This window comes from Amycolatopsis endophytica, assembly GCF_013410405.1.
Classification (GTDB): Bacteria; Actinomycetota; Actinomycetes; order Mycobacteriales; family Pseudonocardiaceae; genus Amycolatopsis_E; species Amycolatopsis_E endophytica.
Genome location: NZ_JACCFK010000001.1, coordinates 545889 through 562593 on the forward strand (window position 1 = coordinate 545889; position 16705 = coordinate 562593).

At 71.1% G+C, this 16705-nt stretch carries 16 protein-coding genes; 5 read left to right on the plus strand and 11 right to left on the minus strand.

The features are described 5' to 3' along the window. Positions 1-498 precede the first annotated feature (498 nt). Positions 499-1548: a zinc-binding dehydrogenase gene (locus tag HNR02_RS02710; protein WP_179771645.1), complete on the minus strand. Its 1050-nt coding sequence runs from the start codon at positions 1546-1548 to the stop codon at positions 499-501. A 331-nt stretch (positions 1549-1879) separates the two neighbouring features. Here HNR02_RS02710 and HNR02_RS02715 point away from each other — a divergent pair, with 331 nt between their 5' ends. Beyond that, a complete protein-coding gene (locus HNR02_RS02715) occupies positions 1880-3622 on the plus strand; it encodes a DUF6461 domain-containing protein (protein ID WP_218902605.1) in 1743 nt (580 codons plus the stop codon). Positions 3623-3771: 149 nt separating this feature from the next. Here the strand turns inward: HNR02_RS02715 and HNR02_RS02720 are convergent, their stop codons facing one another. After that, a complete protein-coding gene (locus HNR02_RS02720) occupies positions 3772-4269 on the minus strand; it encodes a DUF4262 domain-containing protein (RefSeq protein ID WP_179771647.1) in 498 nt (165 codons plus the stop codon). A gap of 204 nt (positions 4270-4473) precedes the next feature. Next, positions 4474-4686, minus strand: coding sequence for a hypothetical protein (locus HNR02_RS02725; RefSeq protein WP_179771648.1), 213 nt, complete (start codon positions 4684-4686; stop codon positions 4474-4476). An 85-nt stretch (positions 4687-4771) separates the two neighbouring features. Between HNR02_RS02725 and HNR02_RS02730 the strand changes: the two genes are divergently transcribed. Continuing rightward, positions 4772-5722, plus strand: coding sequence for a helix-turn-helix domain-containing protein (locus tag HNR02_RS02730; RefSeq protein ID WP_179771649.1), 951 nt, complete (start codon positions 4772-4774; stop codon positions 5720-5722). A 15-nt stretch (positions 5723-5737) separates the two neighbouring features. Continuing rightward, positions 5738-6931, plus strand: coding sequence for a cysteine desulfurase-like protein (locus HNR02_RS02735; protein WP_312860884.1), 1194 nt, complete (start codon positions 5738-5740; stop codon positions 6929-6931). On the opposite strand, the gene HNR02_RS02740 is transcribed toward HNR02_RS02735, so the two are convergent. The 3 genes from HNR02_RS02740 to HNR02_RS02750 form a co-directional block, all read right to left on the minus strand. Beyond that, positions 6921-7691 carry a putative hydro-lyase gene (locus HNR02_RS02740; protein ID WP_218903298.1) on the minus strand — a complete coding sequence of 257 codons (771 nt, stop codon included), beginning with the start codon at positions 7689-7691 and terminating at the stop codon, positions 6921-6923. The genes HNR02_RS02735 and HNR02_RS02740 overlap by 11 nt on opposite strands. Before the next feature lie 91 nt (positions 7692-7782). Further along, positions 7783-8187: a MarR family winged helix-turn-helix transcriptional regulator gene (locus HNR02_RS02745; protein WP_179771652.1), complete on the minus strand. Its 405-nt coding sequence runs from the start codon at positions 8185-8187 to the stop codon at positions 7783-7785. Next, a complete protein-coding gene (locus tag HNR02_RS02750; RefSeq protein WP_179771653.1) occupies positions 8184-9617 on the minus strand; it encodes an MFS transporter in 1434 nt (477 codons plus the stop codon). Before HNR02_RS02750 ends, HNR02_RS02745 begins: the two co-directional genes overlap by 4 nt. A gap of 206 nt (positions 9618-9823) precedes the next feature. Between HNR02_RS02750 and HNR02_RS02755 the strand changes: the two genes are divergently transcribed. Next, complete coding sequence (locus HNR02_RS02755; protein WP_246338701.1) at positions 9824-11494, plus strand: IlvD/Edd family dehydratase; 1671 nt, start codon at positions 9824-9826, stop codon at positions 11492-11494. Here the strand turns inward: HNR02_RS02755 and HNR02_RS02760 are convergent. Beyond that, positions 11491-12372: a LysR family transcriptional regulator gene (locus HNR02_RS02760; RefSeq protein WP_179771655.1), complete on the minus strand. Its 882-nt coding sequence runs from the start codon at positions 12370-12372 to the stop codon at positions 11491-11493. The two genes, HNR02_RS02755 and HNR02_RS02760, sit on opposite strands and share 4 nt — an antisense overlap. 61 nt (positions 12373-12433) lie before the next feature. Between HNR02_RS02760 and HNR02_RS02765 the strand changes: the two genes are divergently transcribed. Then, on the plus strand, positions 12434-12781 hold the full coding sequence (locus tag HNR02_RS02765) for a DoxX family protein (RefSeq protein ID WP_179771656.1): 348 nt from the start codon (positions 12434-12436) through the stop codon (positions 12779-12781). Between the two features lie 93 nt (positions 12782-12874). Here HNR02_RS02765 and HNR02_RS02770 read toward each other — a convergent pair whose 3' ends face one another. The 4 genes from HNR02_RS02770 to HNR02_RS02785 are packed head-to-tail and all read right to left on the minus strand — an operon-like array spanning position 12875 to position 16588. Beyond that, positions 12875-13828: a TIGR03557 family F420-dependent LLM class oxidoreductase gene (locus HNR02_RS02770; protein WP_179771657.1), complete on the minus strand. Its 954-nt coding sequence runs from the start codon at positions 13826-13828 to the stop codon at positions 12875-12877. 22 nt (positions 13829-13850) lie between these two features. Then, on the minus strand, positions 13851-14171 hold the full coding sequence (locus HNR02_RS02775) for an STAS domain-containing protein (protein ID WP_179771658.1): 321 nt from the start codon (positions 14169-14171) through the stop codon (positions 13851-13853). Then, on the minus strand, positions 14168-15778 hold the full coding sequence (locus HNR02_RS02780; RefSeq protein ID WP_179771659.1) for an ATP-binding SpoIIE family protein phosphatase: 1611 nt from the start codon (positions 15776-15778) through the stop codon (positions 14168-14170). The genes HNR02_RS02775 and HNR02_RS02780 overlap by 4 nt, the downstream gene beginning before the upstream one ends. Before the next feature lie 42 nt (positions 15779-15820). Further along, positions 15821-16588, minus strand: coding sequence for an alpha/beta hydrolase (locus HNR02_RS02785; protein ID WP_179771660.1), 768 nt, complete (start codon positions 16586-16588; stop codon positions 15821-15823). Between the last annotated feature and the right edge of the window lie 117 nt (positions 16589-16705).

The window sequence follows — 16705 nt, forward strand, 5'->3', positions numbered from 1 at the left end:
CGCGTCCGTTGGTGGCTGCGCTTGCCGTGCTGTTTCGCGCTCCGGATTCGCCGCCCACACTGCCCGCGCCCGCTCGGGGACCACGCCCGGGCGGTGGAGCAGCTCGGGCTGGCAAGCGGGCCGGGCTGCGAAACTGCCTCGGGCAAGCACCGCGGCCCGGGTGACGAAGCAGCCTGGGCCTGGACAAGGTGGCCCTGGCGGCGAAGCCCGCCCGAGCAGGCAACGCGGAGCGGGCGGCGAAGCCCGCTCGGTCGAGCAAGGCGAGCGCGAGCGGCGAAGCGGGCACGGCAGCGGATGAACCTCGGCGAGCGGAGCAGGCCCGAGCGGTGAACCCGGCTCGGGCGGGCGAGCCGGGCGCACAGGAACGGCATGGCGTGGGAGTGACCAACTGTCTGCGTGCGCCAGTGGTGCGAGGTGTTCCACGGGGCCGCTGTCCGGGGCCACCGCCGCCGTTCCGTGGTCGCCGTGGTCTGTTCGCCCACTGTGTTCTTCGTGCGGTCAGGGCACCAGGACGAGGCGAACGGGGTTGCCTTCCTTGCGTTCCAGGTGCTCCACGGCGGTCGCGGCGTCCGCCAGGGGGAACGTGCCGCTGATGGAGCGGCTCCACTCGACGCGGTGGTAGCGTGCCAGTTCGATCAGCTGCTCGACCGCGCCCGCAGGGGAGCCGTAGTGGCCCAACAGCCGGCGCCCGCGGAAGCTGAACCCGATTCCGTCGGTGACCGTGAGCGGTTCCGGTGTCAGGCCGACCAGCACCAGGCGCCCGCGCATGCCCAGGCAGCTCACCGCCTGCTCCCGCACGGCGGGAACGCCCGCCATGTCGAACGCGACATCCAGTCCCGCCCCGGCCGTGACGGCGAAGATCTGCCGCCGCAATGTCGGGTCCTCCGGGTCCAGCGCCAGGTCGGCACCGAACTCCAGGGCACGCTCACGCGCCGCCTCCAGCGGATCGACCGCGACGATCGGCGCGGCGCCGATCAGCCTCAGCAGCTGCACCGCATGCACGCCGAGCCCGCCCGCACCCCACACTCCCGCCGGCCTGGCGGGTTGCGCCTCACCGGTCCCGGTGACCGCGCCCCACGGCGTCGACACGGCGTCCGGCACGATCGCGGCCTGCACGAACGGCAAGTCGTCGGGAATCGGGATCAGCGTGTGCTGGCCGGCGAGGGTGTACTCGGCCCAGCCACCGTCGTAGTCGACGCCACGAGTGCGGATCTGCAGGCACGGCTCGCGGAACCGGACGCAGTTCGGGCACTGGCCGCACCGCTCGCCCGCCTCCAGCGCCACCCGCTGCCCCTCCTGCCACCGGGGCGGCACACCCGGGCCGAGCGCATCGACCACGCCCGCGACCTCGTGCCCGAGCGTGACCTCGGGCGTTTCCAGGAACAGCGGCGTGAGGGTGCCGTCGATGAGGTGCACGTCGGACAGGCAGACCCCAGCCGCGTGGACCTTGATCCGCACCTGCCCCGGACCGGGCTCGGGGACCGGCACCTCCCGGACATCGAACTTGCGCGTGCTGATCTCCAGCCGGCCGGCCAGCATGGTGGCCATCCCAGTCCTCCCGTCGTCGCCGCGTGATCCCCCACATGGTGACCCAGTTGCGCGCCGTTCACACCCGGCTCCGCCCATTTCGCGAAGAAGTGGTGAAGATCCAGGGGCACAACCGCGCTGAGTGGTCCCGCCGGGTAGGACTTCGGCCGCTCGGGGACCGCGCACCTCGGCAAATTCGGCTGAGCTCGCGTGAATGACCTCCACGACCGCGGCGACCCACTAACGTGAGCGCGGGTCATGGAATGGGGGTCGCGAAATGGAACGTCCGAGACGAATCGCCCGCGCGGCAACGGTCCGCAAACCTGTTTCGCCAGCGCGTCCGATGGGCGGGATGGCGGGCTACGAGGAACCACCCGTCGCCGTCGTGGACGAGTTGCTGGATCCGCTCGCCGACGCGGTCGCCGAGGTGTTCCCCGCCATCGTCGCGCGGATCCCGTCCGCGCCCGCGGCCATGCTGGGGCGGACGGCGGTATCCACGCCGTCAGGCGCATCCTTCCCGGGACGTCCGCAGGCGAGGCCGGCCCCGCCCATGTCGCGACCGCCGTCGGTCGCCGAACTCGAATCGATCGACCCCTTTCTCGCCGAGCGGTTGCTCGGCGCGTTGGAACTGACGGTGGGCATGGTTGCCGTGCCCGCGCCGGAAGGGCTCACCGCGGGCCTTCCGGTTCCTACGGGTCCAGCCGCTTTCGCCACCGTCCGGCAGGACAGCGCGGTTCGCGGCGCGGTGGCCGTACTCGATCAGGTCCGGCCGGGTATCACCTCCCTGGTGCTGGTGTATGTGCGGGCACTCGCCGCGCACGACCGGATCGTCCCGTTGCTTCGCGTCGCGGCGGCGGGGACGGACGAGGAGGAGATCGCCGCCGCCCATGGCGCCGTTCATCTCGCATTCGCGGTGGCCACGGCGAGCGCGGTCCTCCGTGAGCAACCGTCACCCCTCGGCGATCCCGCCGCCGCGGTCGTCGGCGCCGCGCTCGGCGCGGTGTCCCTCCTCCTCCGCGACACGGCCATGCCCCCCGCCTACGACGCAGCCCTCCTCGACAAGCGCCGCTCCGAGTACCTCCTGCCGCGCCGGACCCATGGTCACGCGAGAGTGCACGACCACCGGCTCGTCCTGTCGGAGGGCGGGTCCCCGGAGCCAGGCGACTTCCGCGCCAACGGACTGGTCGAAGCCATGCCCGGTGGCGCGGCCATCCGCACCGGGATCGCCGACGGACAGGTGCAGGTCACGGTCCGCGTCGTCGAGGACCCGCCCGGTCCGGCCGACCCCCTGGGCTGGGACGAGATCGTCGAGGTCAGCTGGACCGCGGCCCGCGGCCTCGCGTCGGTTCTCGACGGGCAGGACCACCTGCGCGAGGTGACCCCGCCCTGGCCCGGCGACTACCGGCTGCGCGTACACGCCCGCAACCGGGACGACGAGGACGAGACCGAGCACTACGAGCTGGTGGTGTGGAGCGCAGCGAGCGCCGCCGCGGTCGTGCACAAACGCTCCGACCGGCTCGGGTACCGGTTGCGTGGCGAAGAGGCACCGCCGGAGCGGCCGAAGCCGGAGGCCGCTTACCGCTGGGTGCGCAAGCAGCTGGGCGAGGCCGCGACGATCACCGTGGTGACAGGCTCAACGCTGGATGAGGTGCTGCAGGCTTGTCGTGCGGATACCGAAAACCCCCTTTCGCCGAAGGATCTGGCTCGCGAGTTCGGGCTGCGGGCCGGTGCTGTGGTTGCCGAGGCGGATGACGCGGTGTTGTTGCTGGAGACCAACGGCTGGCAGGCGAGCCGACCGGAGTTGCTCACAGCGCTCTCGGCCAGGGGTAAGGCGGCCAGCATGTTCTGGAACGTCAACGCGCTGACGCGGCTCTCCCTCGCCGAGAGCGGACGGTTGATCGCCGGTTTCGAGCCAGGGTTGGAGCGCACGCCCGAACTGCCCGTCGAGTGGGAGGACCTGGACCTGCGGGACTACCGGGACCGCGTCGCCAAAGCCATGGTGCTCGTCGAGCGCTTCACCCAGCGGAGCCTGACGCCCGCCGATCTGGAACGCCTGCACACCGAAGGTGTCGGTTACCACCTCGGCGAGTTCTGACCGGCAGCGCAAGGTTCAGCGCGGGCGAGGACAACGCAGGGGGACCGGGCCCGCACGCACCCGAGGTGCTGCTGCCGCTGCGGGCGCACGCGGCGTCCGTCGTAGGGAACATCGGCTGCTTCGGGATCGTCGGGTGTGGGAAGGAGAAGCTAGGCGCCGGGCGGGTCGGCTGCTCGCAACAGGGCCGCACCGGCGCGGGGACCCAGTACCGGTTGGCGTCCGCCGGGGCCGTGCCAGCCAGGACGCCAGGGCCAGCGGCCGTGGGAGTCGGCGTGAACGAGCTGGGTGGCGCGGACTTCGGGGCCGAACAGTTCCACCGCGGTGGGCAGGTGGACCGACGGGACCTCCACGTGCACCGCCTCCAGCAACAGGTTTCCGGGGCCCGGCAACCGCTCGCCCGCCGACAGGTCCGGCTCTCCGGTGCGGAGGAGGTGCCCAGCGATGTCGTTGAGCACTCTGCAGGCTCGTCGCGGCGCCATCGCGGTGACGACCAGCTCCGGCCTGCCCCGGCCGGAAAGTCCGACCGTGTAGGCCCATGGCGGCCGGGATCGGTTGCCCTCGAAGGACATCACCGCCCAGCCGTGTTCGCCGATGAGCTCGCACAGGTGCCGCACGGCACCGCCCTGCCGTTCGCACGTTCCGCACATCGTGGTCCCCTCTCGTGGTCGCGTTCTCTGCGATCGACTATGCAGGGGGGCACCGACAAAAAGACAGTCCGCGACACGTCGCTTTCACTCGATCGTGGCAAATTGTCGCATTATGGCGGGGGAAAACGACGTCGGACGCCAGACGGGTTCCGACGCCGCAGTTCAGTACGTTCGTCCACACCGGACGAACCCGGCGAGCAACGTCTAGATGACACGCAGAGCGTAGTGCCGGATAGTCCGGGACGGAGCTTCGGGCTCCGCGGCGGGACGGACGGTCTCGGCGAGAACTCGTGCGGCATCACGGTCTTCGATGTCGAAACTGCCGGACAGGCGGGGCGGTGCCTGTCGGCGGTGGTTGCGGTTGAGGCCCCACACGACCAGGGCGATGAGCAGGAAAACGAGGATCAAAGCGGCCATGGCAGAAATTATTCGCCGCGCAAGAAGCGGCCAGAAGTGGCTGGACAGACCTTGTGCGACAAAATCCTGCCAGCTATCGTGAGGCATGCTCCGAACCGTCGCCTCCGTGCTCGTCGACCAAGCCGCCGTGTTCGAGTTCGGTGTCGTCTGCGAGGTCTTCGGCATCGACCGGACCGAGGACGGGGTTCCGCCCATCGAGTTCCGGGTGTGCGGGGAGCGGCCGGGTGAACCGATCCAGGCTAACGTCGCGGTTCAGCTCGTGCCCACCCACGGCCTCGACGGACTCGAGGGCGCCGACCTGGTGACGATTCCGGCGCTGACGATCCGGGACCAGTATCCGCCGCCGGTGTTGGATGCGATTCGCAAGGCTCACGCGAACGGCGCAACTCTGCTCACCGTGTGCAGCGGGGCGTTCCTGCTCGCCGACACCGGACTGCTGAACGGGCGACAGTGCACCACCCATTGGAAGCATGTCGACGAGTTCAAGCAGCGCTTCCCCGAGGCGATCCTCGACCCGGACGTCCTGTTCGTCGACGACGGGGACATCATCACCAGCGCCGGCACGGCCGCGGGCATCGACGCGTGCCTGCACCTCGTCCGCCGCGAGCTGGGTTCCACCGTGGCCACCGCGATCGCCCGGCGCATGGTGGTGCCGCCGCAACGGGACGGCGGCCAGCGCCAGTTCGTCGATCTGCCGATACCGGAGTCCACAGGGGACAGTCTGGAACCGTTGCTGGCGTGGATGGTCGAGAACCTGACCGTGGAACACACGATTCCGGCGCTGGCCCGGCGCGCGCAGATGTCCGAGCGCACGTTCGCCCGCCGGTTCGCGGCCGAGACCGGCACGACACCGGTGCGCTGGCTCACCACCCAGCGCGTCCTGCACGCCCGCACCCTCCTCGAAGAAACCACGTTGAGCGTCGAGGAGATCGCGCACGAGTGCGGGTTCAGCACCGGAGCCCTGCTGCGGCACCACTTCCACCGCGTGGTCGGGGTGTCGCCGCACGACTACCGTCGCACGTTCGCCGGCGCGTGAGGCATGCTGGGAGCCGTGGCCTATGACGTGACCGCAGTACGCAAGCACTTCCCCGCGCTCGACGAGGGCGCCGCGCACTTCGACGGCCCCGGCGGATCGCAGGTGCCGGACGTGGTCGGCGAGGCCGTCGCCGCCGCGTTGTGCGCCGCGATCGCCAATCGCGGCTCGACCACGCCCGCCGAACGCCGGGCCGACGGTCTCGTGACCGGGGCGCGTCAGGCGGCGGCCGACCTGCTCGGCGCTCGGCCCGGCGGCATCGTGTTCGGCCGCAGCATGACGCAGCTGACCTACGACTTCTCCCGCACGCTGGCCAAGACGTGGCAACCGGGCGACGAAGTCGTGGTGACCCGTCTCGACCACGATGCGAACATCCGGCCGTGGGTGCAGGCGGCGCAGGCGCGTGGGGTCACCGTGCGGTGGGCCGACTTCGACCCGGTTTCCGGTGAGCTGCCGGTCGGCGCCGTGGCCGGGCTGCTCTCGGACCGCACCCGGCTGGTCGCGGTCACCGCCGCGTCGAACCTGCTGGGCACGCGGCCGGACGTCCCGGCGATCGCGGCCGCGGTGCACGAGACCAACGCTCTGCTCTACGTCGACGGCGTGCACCTGACGCCGCACGCGCCGGTCGACGTCGCCGCTCTCGGCGCGGACTTCTACGGCTGCTCGCCCTACAAGTTCCTCGGCCCGCACCTGGGCCTGGTCGCGGCGGAGCCCGCGCTGCTGGAAACCCTGCACCCGGACAAGCTCGCCCCGTCCACCGACGCGGTGCCGGAGCGGTTCGAGCTGGGCACCCTGCCCTACGAACTGCTCGCAGGCACGACCGCCGCGATCGACTTCCTGGCGGACCTGGTGCCGGGTGACGGCTCACGCGGGGAACGGCTACAGCGGTCGCTGTCCGCCCTTGAGGAGTACGAGCAGGCGCTGCTGAACCGGCTCGACGCGGGCTTGGCGGAGATCCCCGGCATCACCCGGTACGGCGATCCCGCGCGACGGCGCACGCCGACTGTGCTGTTCTCGGTCGACGGCATGCCCTCGGCGGAGGTCTACGCGAAGCTGGCCACGCACGGCGTGAACGCGCCCGCGGGCAGCTTCTACGCGCTCGAATGCTCGCGTCGCCTGGGGTTGGGCGATACCGGCGCGGTCCGGGCCGGTATCGCGCCCTACACCACCGTCGCGGAGGTCGACCGGCTGCTGGACGCCCTCACACGCTGACGCGGTACTCGCTGTCGCGGTGGTCGGTGATGAACATGTGGCCCGGCGAATGCGTGATCGCGAACGGCGGGCGGGAAGCCATCAACGCCGCCTGCGGGGTGACTCCGCACGCCCAGAACACCGGCACGTCACCGGCGGCGGGTTCGACCGCGTCGCCGAAATCGGGACGGCCCGGATCGGCGATGCCCAGATCGGCGGGGTCACCGGCATGCACAGGGGCGCCGTGCACCGCCGGCATCGCGCCGCTGATCCTGATCGCCTCCGCGACCCGGTCCGCCGGGATGTACCGCATCGACACGACCATCGGACCGTGCAGGCGTCCGGCGGGACGGCACTGCCGGTTCGTCACATACATCGAGACGTTGCGGCCCTGTTCGAGGTGCCGCAGCGGAACGCCGGCCGCGAGCAACCCGGTTTCGAACGTGAAGCTGCAGCCGATCGAGAACGCGACCAGGTCCTCCGGCCACAGCCCGCTGACGTCGCCGACCTCCTCGGCCAGTTCGCCGTCGCGCCACACCCGGTAGCTGGGCAGGTCACGGCTGAGGTCCGCGCCGGGCGCGAGCACCGTGGACGTGCTGCCCGGATCGGTCACGTCGAGGACCGGGCACGGCCGCGGATTGCGCTGGCAGAACAGCAGCACGTCGTACGCCCAGTCGCGCGGGACGGCGATCAGGTTGGTCTGCGTGAAACCGGTGGCCCACCCGGAGGTCGGCGCGACAGTGCCGTCACGGAAGGCCGCACGGGCCCGGTCCGGGGTCAGCGCCGCGGGATCGTCAACCGTGGTCATGACTCCAGCTCAGCACACGGAGGCGGCCCCGCGCATCACGGCCGTCCGCCCGAGCGCAGGGTGGTCAGGGGGTGAGTTTGCGGAGCAGGCGGTCGAGTTCGGAGAGGTCGTCAGGGGACAGCGCGGCGAGGAGCGGCGGCGGCTCGCTCAGGATGCGGTTCGCGGTTGCCGCCGCCTCCGCGCCCGCGGGGGTGACCGCCACCAAGCGGCGGCGGCGGTCGCCGGGGTGGACGGTCCGGGACACCAGACCGCGTTGTTCGAGGTCGTCCACCACGAGTGTGGTGTACGGCCGGTCGGTGGCCAGCCGTTCCGCGAGTTCGCCCAGCGTCAACGGCCCGGGTGCGAGCCGCCGCAACGCCTTGGTCTTGAAGAAGCTCAGCCCGAGCGTCTCGGTCACCACCTTGCGGCGGTCGTACCCGTGCAGCACCAGGTCCGACATCCGTGCCCACACGTTTTCCGCCGAGGTCATGCCCGCGCTCCCACCGGTTCCTCGAACAGGTCCGTCGCCCGCCGCGCCGTCGCCTTCGCCCAGCGGCCGGTCGTCAGCAGGCCCAGCGCCGTCACCACCACTCCGCATCCGGCCATGATCCACCACGCGAGGTGACTCGCCGCGGGGAAACCCGCCTCGAACGATCCGGAGATGTGCGAGGTGACGACCGCGCCGAGTACGGCGACCCCGAGTGAGGCCCCGACCTGCCTGCTGGTCGACGCGACCGCCGCGGCCACCCCGGCCTGCGCCCGCGGCATCCCGGACACCGCGGTATTGGTGATCGGCGGGTTCAGCATCCCGAACCCGATACCGAACACGACGTAGGACAGCACCAGCCAGCCGATCGAGGTGTCCGCGCCGATTCGCGTGAGCAGCACGCCGCTGGCCGCGAGCGCCGCTCCCCCGGTGACCAGCGGGATCCGGGCGCCGCGCGCGGCCACCAGCCGTCCCGAGAACGGCGCCAGCGCGAAGATCGCGAGCGCGCTCGGCAGCGTCAGCAGGCCCGCGTGCAGCGGCGTGTAGCCCCGCGCGTCCTGCAGGTACAGGGCGTTGAGGAACAGGAACCCGCCCAGCCCGGCGAACCCGCACACGGCGATCACCGTCGCGCCGGAGAACGGCACGCTCGCGAAGAACCTGGGGTCCAGCAACGGTTCCGCGCGCCTGCGCTCATAGGCGAGCAGACCGGCCGCGGCGACCACCGCGACCGCGAAGCACCCGACGGTCAGCCCCGACAGCCAGCCGTGGTGCGGCGCCTCGATGATCCCGTAGGTGAGGCTCGCCAGCACCACTACCACCAGCAACTGTCCGACCGGGTCCAGCCGCCGCGCGCGCGGGGCCTTCGACTCCGGCACGAACACCGCGGTCAGCACGAGCGCGGCGACACCGACCGGAATGTTGATCCAGAAGATCGACCGCCAGCCGACCGCGTCCACGAGCACACCGCCGATCACCGGTCCGAGTGCCATGCTGAGGCCGACGATCGCACCCCACACGCCGATCGCCTTCGCCCGCTCCCGTGCGTCGGTGAAGGTGTTCGTGATGATGGACATGGCAACCGGGTTCAGCATGCTGCCGCCGACGGCCTGCACCATCCGGAACACGATCAGCAGGCCGATGCCCGGCGCGATACTGCACAGCAGCGAGCCGAGCGTGAACAGCACCAGCCCGGCCTGGAAGGTGCGCCGTCGGCCGATCCGGTCCGCGGTGGAGCCGGACAGCATCAGCAGACTGGCCAGCACCAGGGAGTACGCGTCGATCGTCCACTGCAGGCTCGACACGCTGGCGGAGAAGTCGCGCTGGATGGCGGGCAGCGCGAGGTTGACGATCGTCGTGTCCATCGACACGACGAAGAGACTCAGGCAGCAGATCGCCAGCACGAGAAGGCGACCGCGGCGGGTCAGCTCCGGCACGAGCAGCCTCCGAAAGTTTGTAGGTCTATAACAGTTATAACTCTACAACTTTCTGACCGGCGAAACCACTGTGACTCAGCACTCCTCTGGACTTGAATCATCTAATGATTTAACGTTCGAACTCACCGGCACTCGACGGAGAGGAACAGCTCGTGACGGGGCAGAGGCGCAGCGCGGCGTGGTTCGGGGCGACCGGCCGGGCGGGGATGATCTACCGGTCCTGGATGCGCAACCAGGGCTTCGGGGCCGAGGTGTTCGACGGCAGGCCGGTCATCGGCATCGCGACCAGCGCGTCGGAACTGGCGCCGTGCAACGCCCACCTGACCCGGGTCGCCGAGGCGGTCAAGCGCGGCGTGTGGCAGGCGGGTGGTTTCCCGCTCGAGTTCCCGACCATGGCCACCGGCGAGACGCTGATGCGCCCGACGGCCATGCTCTACCGCAACCTGATGGCGATGGAGGTCGAAGAGCTGATCCGGGCCAACCCACTCGACGGTGTGGTGCTGCTTTCCGGCTGCGACAAGACGACCCCCGCGATGCTGATGGCCGCCGCGAGCGTCGACCTGCCCGCGATCATGGTCACCGGCGGTCCGATGCTCAACGGCAAGTACCGCGGCACCGACGTCGGTTCCGGGACCCACGTGTGGAAGTTCGAAGAGGAACTCAAGGCCGGGCGCATGACCCAGGAGGAGTGCTTCTTCGCCGAAGGCTGCATGGCCCGGTCGAACGGGCACTGCATGACGATGGGTACCGCGTCGACGATGGCGTGCATGGCCGAGGCGCTGGGCATGCAGCTGCCCGGTTCGGCGGCCTGGCCCGCGGTCGACGCACGGCGGTTCGAGATCGGGCAGTCCGCCGGGCAGCGGATCGTGACGATGGTCGAGGAGGACCTGCGCCCGTCACGGATCCTCACGCGCGAGGCGTTCGAGAACGCGATCCGCGTCAACGCCGCGATCGGCGGCTCGACGAACGCGATCATCCACCTGCTCGCGATCGCCGGGCGCGCCGAGGTCGACCTGTCGCTCGACGACTTCGACACCCTCATCCGCGAGGTCCCGACCCTGGTGAACCTGATGCCGTCGGGAAAGTACCTGATGGAGGACTTCTGCTACGCCGGTGGCCTGCCGGTGGTGATGCGGCAGCTCGCCGAGGCCGGTTTGCTGCACACGGAGAGCGTTTCGGTCACTGGCAAGCCGCTCGCCGAGAACGTCGCGACGGCCGAGAACTTCGACACCGACGTGATCACCCCGATGGACTCGCCGTTCCAGCCCGCGGGCAACGGGACCGCCGTGCTGCGCGGCAACCTGTGCCCCGGCGGTGCGGTGATCAAGCAGTCGGCCGCGTCCCCGCACCTGCTCAAGCACCAGGGGCGGGCGCTGGTGTTCGACACGGTCGAGGACTACCACGCCGTGGCGGACGACCCGGACCTCGACGTGGACGAGACGAGCGTCCTGGTGATCCGCGGCGCCGGGCCGAAGGGCTACCCGGGGATGCCGGAAGTCTCCAACGTGGCGCTGCCGGCGAAGCTGCTCAAGGCGGGCGTGACGGACATGGTGCGGATCTGCGACGGGCGGATGAGCGGCACCGGCTACGGCACGGTCGTCCTGCACGTCACCCCGGAGTCGGCGGCCGGTGGTCCGCTCGCGCTGGTGCGAACGGGCGATCTCGTGACGCTCGACGTGACGGCGCGAACGCTGAACGTCGAGGTGACCGACGAGGAACTGACCGCGCGCCGGGAGGTTTGGCCGGCTCCGGAAACGGCCTACACCAGCGGATACACCTGGCTTTACACGCAGCACGTGCTGCAGGCCGACCAGGGCGCCGACTTCGACTTCCTGCGTGGTTCCCGCGGCCATTCCGTCCCGCGGGATTCGCATTAGGCCGCCAGACAGCACTCGACGAAGTCGCGAACGAGCGGGTTGCCGTCGTCGGCCGGGGACCAGGCGACGCCGACCCGCGTCGGGCCGATGCCGCGCACCGGGCGGTAGACGATGCCGGGCCGGGCGTAGAACCGCGCGGCCGATTCGGGTGCGAGCGCGATGCCGTAGCCGTTCGCGATGGCGCCAAGCCACTCGTCCGGGTGGTCGGTGACGGCGCCGATGCGCGGCTCGCCTTCGCGTTCGTCCGCGCCGAGCCAATAGTCGCGGAACCAGCCGGTCTCCACCGGCGCGGCGACGAACGGATCGTCCCACAGCTCGCGGAACTCGATCTCGTCGCGGTCCGCCAGCGGGTGCGACGCGGGCAGCGCCACCCAGCGCGGTTCGCTGAACAGCTCGTGCACGCGCAGCTCGTCCTGACCGGGAAAGGGAAGCCGGAGCAGCGCGGCGTCCACTTCCCCGTCGGCGAGCCCGGCGGTGGGGTTCGACCAGGCGGCCTGGCGCAGGTCGACGCGCCAGCCCGGACGGCGGCGGCCGAACGCGGCGATGATCTCCGGCGTCGCCTCGTTCGCGGCGCTGGCCAGAAAACCGACGCGCAGCACCCGGGCGGCCCGGCTCGCGGCCGCGCGGGTTTCGCGCACCGTGCGATCGTGCGCGGCGAGCAGGGACGGCACCCGTCCGGCGAGCACGCGGCCGGCCTCGGTGAGAGCCATGCCGTGCCGGGAGCGGGTGAACAACGGCGTGCCGAGCAGCGTTTCCAGCTGCCTGATCTGTTTGGTCAGCGCGGGCTGGGACACGAACAACCGCTGCGCGGCGCGCGTCAGGTTCCCCTCCCGCGCGACCGCCGCGAAGTACCGCAGCAGCCGGGTGTCCAGGTCCATGCCGCCAGGTTATGGAAGGAGGTATTGGACGCGCTGCCCCCGGTGCCGCGAGGCTCGGTGCATGCAGACCGTCTCCCTGGTCGTCACCGTCGTGACGATCGTGCTCAACGCCGGCATCGCGGCCGCGGACTTCGCGCGGGCGCCCTTCGTCCTCGCGAACTCGACGGCCGTCGAGGTGCCGCACTCGTGGATCCCGATGCTGGCGTCGCTGAAAGCCGCGGGCTCGGCCGGTTTGCTGCTCGGCCTGCTGGGCGCCGAGTGGCTGGGCGTCGCCGCGGCGGCCGGGCTGGTGTTGTTCTACCTCGGCGCGGTGGCCGCGCACGTGCGGGCGCGCCGCCTGAGCACCACCGGCCCCGCGGCCGTTCTGCTCGCACTCGCCGTGGCGTGCCTGGTGCTGGGGCTCAGGTGAGGACGCGGAACCGCAGGCCCGGCTCCCGCCGTTCGTAGATCCGGTGCCCGGAACCGGGGATGCGCAACCCCCGCTGCACCGGTCCGCCCGCCCTCAGCCGGTGAGCTGAGGCAGCACCTTCGACGACCAGGCGTCGAAGAACTTGTCCTTCTCCGGGCCGATCTGCGACACGTACACCTCGTCGAACCCGGCGTCGGCGAACTGGCGTACCGCCTGGGCGTGCGCGTCCACGTCCGGTCCGCACGGGATCTGACCGGCCACCTGCTCCTCGGTGACCACCGGCACGGCCTGCTCGAAGTCGCGCGGCGTGGGCAGGATCCGACCGAGGCTGCCGGGCAGCAAATCGCTGGCCCAGAGCCGGTGCGCGGTCCCGCGGGCGTCCTCCGCCGAATCGCCCCAGCACACCTTGAACCCGCCCTGGATGGGGCCGCGCCCGCCGGCTTCGCGGTAGGAGTGCACCAGTTCGCCGTCCGGCATGACCGTGGCGAAACCGTCGGCGAACCCGGCGACGCGTCGCGCCGTCTTCGGCCCGAACGCCGACACGTAGATCGGCACCGGCTGCTCCGGCAGTGTGTAGAGGCGGGCCTGCTGCACCGTGTAGTGCTTGCCGTAGTGGGTGATCTGTTCGCCGGTGTGCAGCTTGCGGATCACCTCGACCGCCTCCTCCAGCATCTCCAGCCTGCGCGGCCCCGGCGGCCACGGATCGCCGAAAATGTGCTCGTTGAGCGCCTCACCGGACCCGACCCCGAGCACGAACCGGCCCTCACACTGCACCGCCGCCGTCGCCGCGGCCTGCGCGATGATCGCCGGGTGGATCCGCACCGTCGGGCACGTCACGGCGGTCGTGATCGGCACCGACACCGCCTGGGACAGCGCCCCGATCACCGACCACACGAACGGGCTGTTGCCCTGCTCGCCGGTCCACGGGTGGAAGTGGTCGGAAATCCACAACCGCTCGAACCCGGCCTGCTCCGCCCGCTTCGCCTGCTCGACCAGCTCGCGGGGTCCGTGCTCCTCGCTGGACAGGAAGTAGCCAACACTCACCATGAGCGGGGACTACCCGCGAACCTCACCCCTCACGCACCCGCTCCAGCGGTTCGAAGCCCGACATCTCCAGTACCCGCCGCACCGGCGACGCGGGCGCGACCGCCAGATCCAGCCGCATCTGCAGCACCTTGAGACGGCCGGCGAGCGTGAACAGCACCCGCAGACCCGAACTGTCCAAATAGCTCACTTCGGAGAGGTCGATCGAGACCCGCACCGCGTCGTTGTCGATGGCGGCGTAGATCTGGTCCTGCACGAGCTGGGCGTTGGCGAGATCGATCTCGCCGCTGACGGTGAGCAGGACGTGCCCGCCGTCGGCCTCGGCGGCGATGTTCGCTGCCGTCATCCGGGATGCCCGGTCCTGATTCCGCGGCGGATCACGACCTCCGTTCCCTGTGGGCGATGGTCGATCCGGACCTCGTCCCCGCACCGGTGCATGAGCAGAGTCCCCCGGCCCCGGTTCTCGCCGCGCGGCGGACGCCAGCGGCCTTCGTCGCACACGGTAGCGATGACGTCGTCCCCGTGCAGGACGAGACGCACCTTGACCACGCCGCCCGCGGGACCGTAGGCGTGCTCGACCGAGTTCGACGTCGCCTCCCCGACCGCCACGAGGAGATCGGAGGTGGCCTCCGCGTCCGCGCCGACGAGCGCCAGCCACCGGCGCATCGCGGAGCGGACCTCCTTCAACGACTCCGGGACCGCGGGCACCGCCATGTCCATCGGCCCGATGTCGGAGTTGTCCTGGCGCCGCACGGTGAGCAGCGCCACGTCGTCCTCGGGGCTGTCGTCGCCGATCAGCGACACCATCACCTCGGCGCAGACCGCCGCGGCGTGGTCCGGCTGCACCGCGTCGCAGAGGCGTTCGAGCCCGTCGTCGAGCGGAACGCCGCGCCGCTCGACCAGGCCGTCGGTGTAGAAGCAGACCACGGACCCCGGAGGCATCTCGACCACGCTCACCCGGCGCCGCACGTCGCGCAGCGCTCCGATCGGCGGGTCGACGGCGACGTCCAGCAGCCTCCCCCGCCGGCCGTGCCTGCCCTGGACGGGCACCAGGTGCCCGGCGGAGGACACGTGTAGCCGCTCGAAGTCCGGTTCCACCACCGCGTAGAGCACCGTGGCCATCATGCCGGGCTCGAAGTGCTGCATCTTGCGGTCGAGCTTCGTGAGCACCTCGCCCGGGTCGCCGCCCTCGAGCGCGAAGGCCCGCAGCGCGCTGCGCATGCGCCCCATGACGATCGCGGCGGGCAGGCCGTGCCCGACGACGTCGCCGATCACCACGCTGAGCCAGCCGTTGGGCAGCACGAAGACGTCGTACCAGTCGCCGGCGATCGCGCCGTCCTCACCGGGCACGTACCGCGCCGCCAGTTCCAGCCCGGGAATCCTGGGCAGCTCGCCGGGAAGGAGGCTCCGCTGGAGTTCCGCCGCCGCGGCACGCTCGGCCTGCGAACGCTGGGCGTGCGCGGCCAGCGCGACCCGGTCACCCGCGAGCTGGAGCAGCTCGACGTCCTCGTCGCCGAACTTCCGCGGCGTCAGCGACCCGACGTGCAGCACTCCGATCGCTTCACCACCAACCATCAGCGGGACACCGAGCAACGTCGCGATGCCCTTTTCCCACAGCAGCCGGTTCAGCACCGTCGTCGAGTCCACCCGCTCCAGCTGCACCGGCTCGCGCCGTGCCACCACCGTGCCCGCGAAACCCTCGCCGACCGGGATGCGGACGCCCTGCTTCACCTCGGTTTCGATGCCGCGCGCGGCCACCGCGACGAGCTCGCGCCCACCCGGTTCGAGCAACAGCACCGCCGCGGTGTCGACGTTCAGGACCGTGCGGACGCGGTCCAGGAGTTCGGCCAGGAGATCCTCGGTGGCCAGATGGGCCAGCGCGCTGTCGCTGACGAGGCCGATGCGCCGGAGCTTGTGCTCGGCTTCGATGCGCGCGCTGGCCGATGTGGACATGATGCGAGATTAGCCCCTGCCCAGACGAGAGAAACCTACGGATTACGACGGTCCCGATCGTTTCCGCCTCGGTTCTGCAACGTTTTGCGCACGGGTGACCAGACTCGACTTCACCGCAGGCCAGGTCCCGCCGATCGGATCGATCATGGCGAAGTGACCCGCGTCCGGAACGGCGACCAGACGCGCATCCGGATGGACTTCCGCGTAGGCGCGGGAAAGCTTGATCGGCACCACGTCGTCGGCGGTTCCGTGGACCAGCACGACGGGCCGAGACGGCGACGGCAACCGAACCGGGTCGAGGTCCGGTCGCGGCCGGCCACCGAGGAAAGCCCTGGCAGCACCGTCGCCGAGACCCAGCTCGTCGGCGAGGGCCAGATCGGCGACCGGAGCGAGCGCGACGGTGGCCGTCAGATCCGGCGCGGGCGCGGCGGCCGCGGCCCAGAGGGCGAGGTGACCACCGGCGGAGTGGCCGGTGACGATGATCGAACCGTCGTGCTGTCCGGCGAGTTCCACCGGCAGCACGCGCAGGGCGGTGGCGACATCGTGGGTGGCCAGGGCGGGCTCGCCGGGCACACGCCGGTACTCGACGGAAAGCACGCTCGCCCCGGCATCGCGCAGGGCGGCGGCCATCGGGCGGGTGTGACGGCGGTCGACGGCCGGCCGCCAGAACCCGCCGTGGAGGACGACGATCAACGGCCCGTCCGGGCGGCCGCGCCAGAGGTCGGCCACGTGCTCCGGCTCCGGGCCGTACCGCAGCTCCCCGTCCGGCTCCGGCGCCGGACGCGTGAGGACCGATCGATCTTCCGGCACGTCTGCCCCCTTTCTCGAAGCACGCGAATCACCCGCAAGGGTCACCTTCCCCACCCGCGCGGCCCCCAAGCCGCACGCCGCCTGCGAACGCAGGACTCGCGCGCGGGAACGCGGAAC

Coding starts and splice junctions, on each gene's coding strand:
- HNR02_RS02760 (WP_179771655.1), bottom strand. CDS start 12,372: ATGGACCTGGACACCCGGCTGCTGCGGTACTTCGCGGCGGTCGCGCGG.
- HNR02_RS02775 (WP_179771658.1), bottom strand. CDS start 14,171: ATGACGGCAGCGAACATCGCCGCCGAGGCCGACGGCGGGCACGTCCTG.
- HNR02_RS02720 (WP_179771647.1), bottom strand. CDS start 4,269: ATGTGCGGAACGTGCGAACGGCAGGGCGGTGCCGTGCGGCACCTGTGC.
- HNR02_RS02710 (WP_179771645.1), bottom strand. CDS start 1,548: ATGGCCACCATGCTGGCCGGCCGGCTGGAGATCAGCACGCGCAAGTTC.
- HNR02_RS02725 (WP_179771648.1), bottom strand. CDS start 4,686: ATGGCCGCTTTGATCCTCGTTTTCCTGCTCATCGCCCTGGTCGTGTGG.
- HNR02_RS02730 (WP_179771649.1), top strand. CDS start 4,772: ATGCTCCGAACCGTCGCCTCCGTGCTCGTCGACCAAGCCGCCGTGTTC.
- HNR02_RS02755 (WP_246338701.1), top strand. CDS start 9,824: ATGATCTACCGGTCCTGGATGCGCAACCAGGGCTTCGGGGCCGAGGTG.
- HNR02_RS02745 (WP_179771652.1), bottom strand. CDS start 8,187: ATGACCTCGGCGGAAAACGTGTGGGCACGGATGTCGGACCTGGTGCTG.
- HNR02_RS02765 (WP_179771656.1), top strand. CDS start 12,434: ATGCAGACCGTCTCCCTGGTCGTCACCGTCGTGACGATCGTGCTCAAC.
- HNR02_RS02770 (WP_179771657.1), bottom strand. CDS start 13,828: ATGGTGAGTGTTGGCTACTTCCTGTCCAGCGAGGAGCACGGACCCCGC.
- HNR02_RS02715 (WP_218902605.1), top strand. CDS start 1,880: ATGGCGGGCTACGAGGAACCACCCGTCGCCGTCGTGGACGAGTTGCTG.
- HNR02_RS02780 (WP_179771659.1), bottom strand. CDS start 15,778: ATGTCCACATCGGCCAGCGCGCGCATCGAAGCCGAGCACAAGCTCCGG.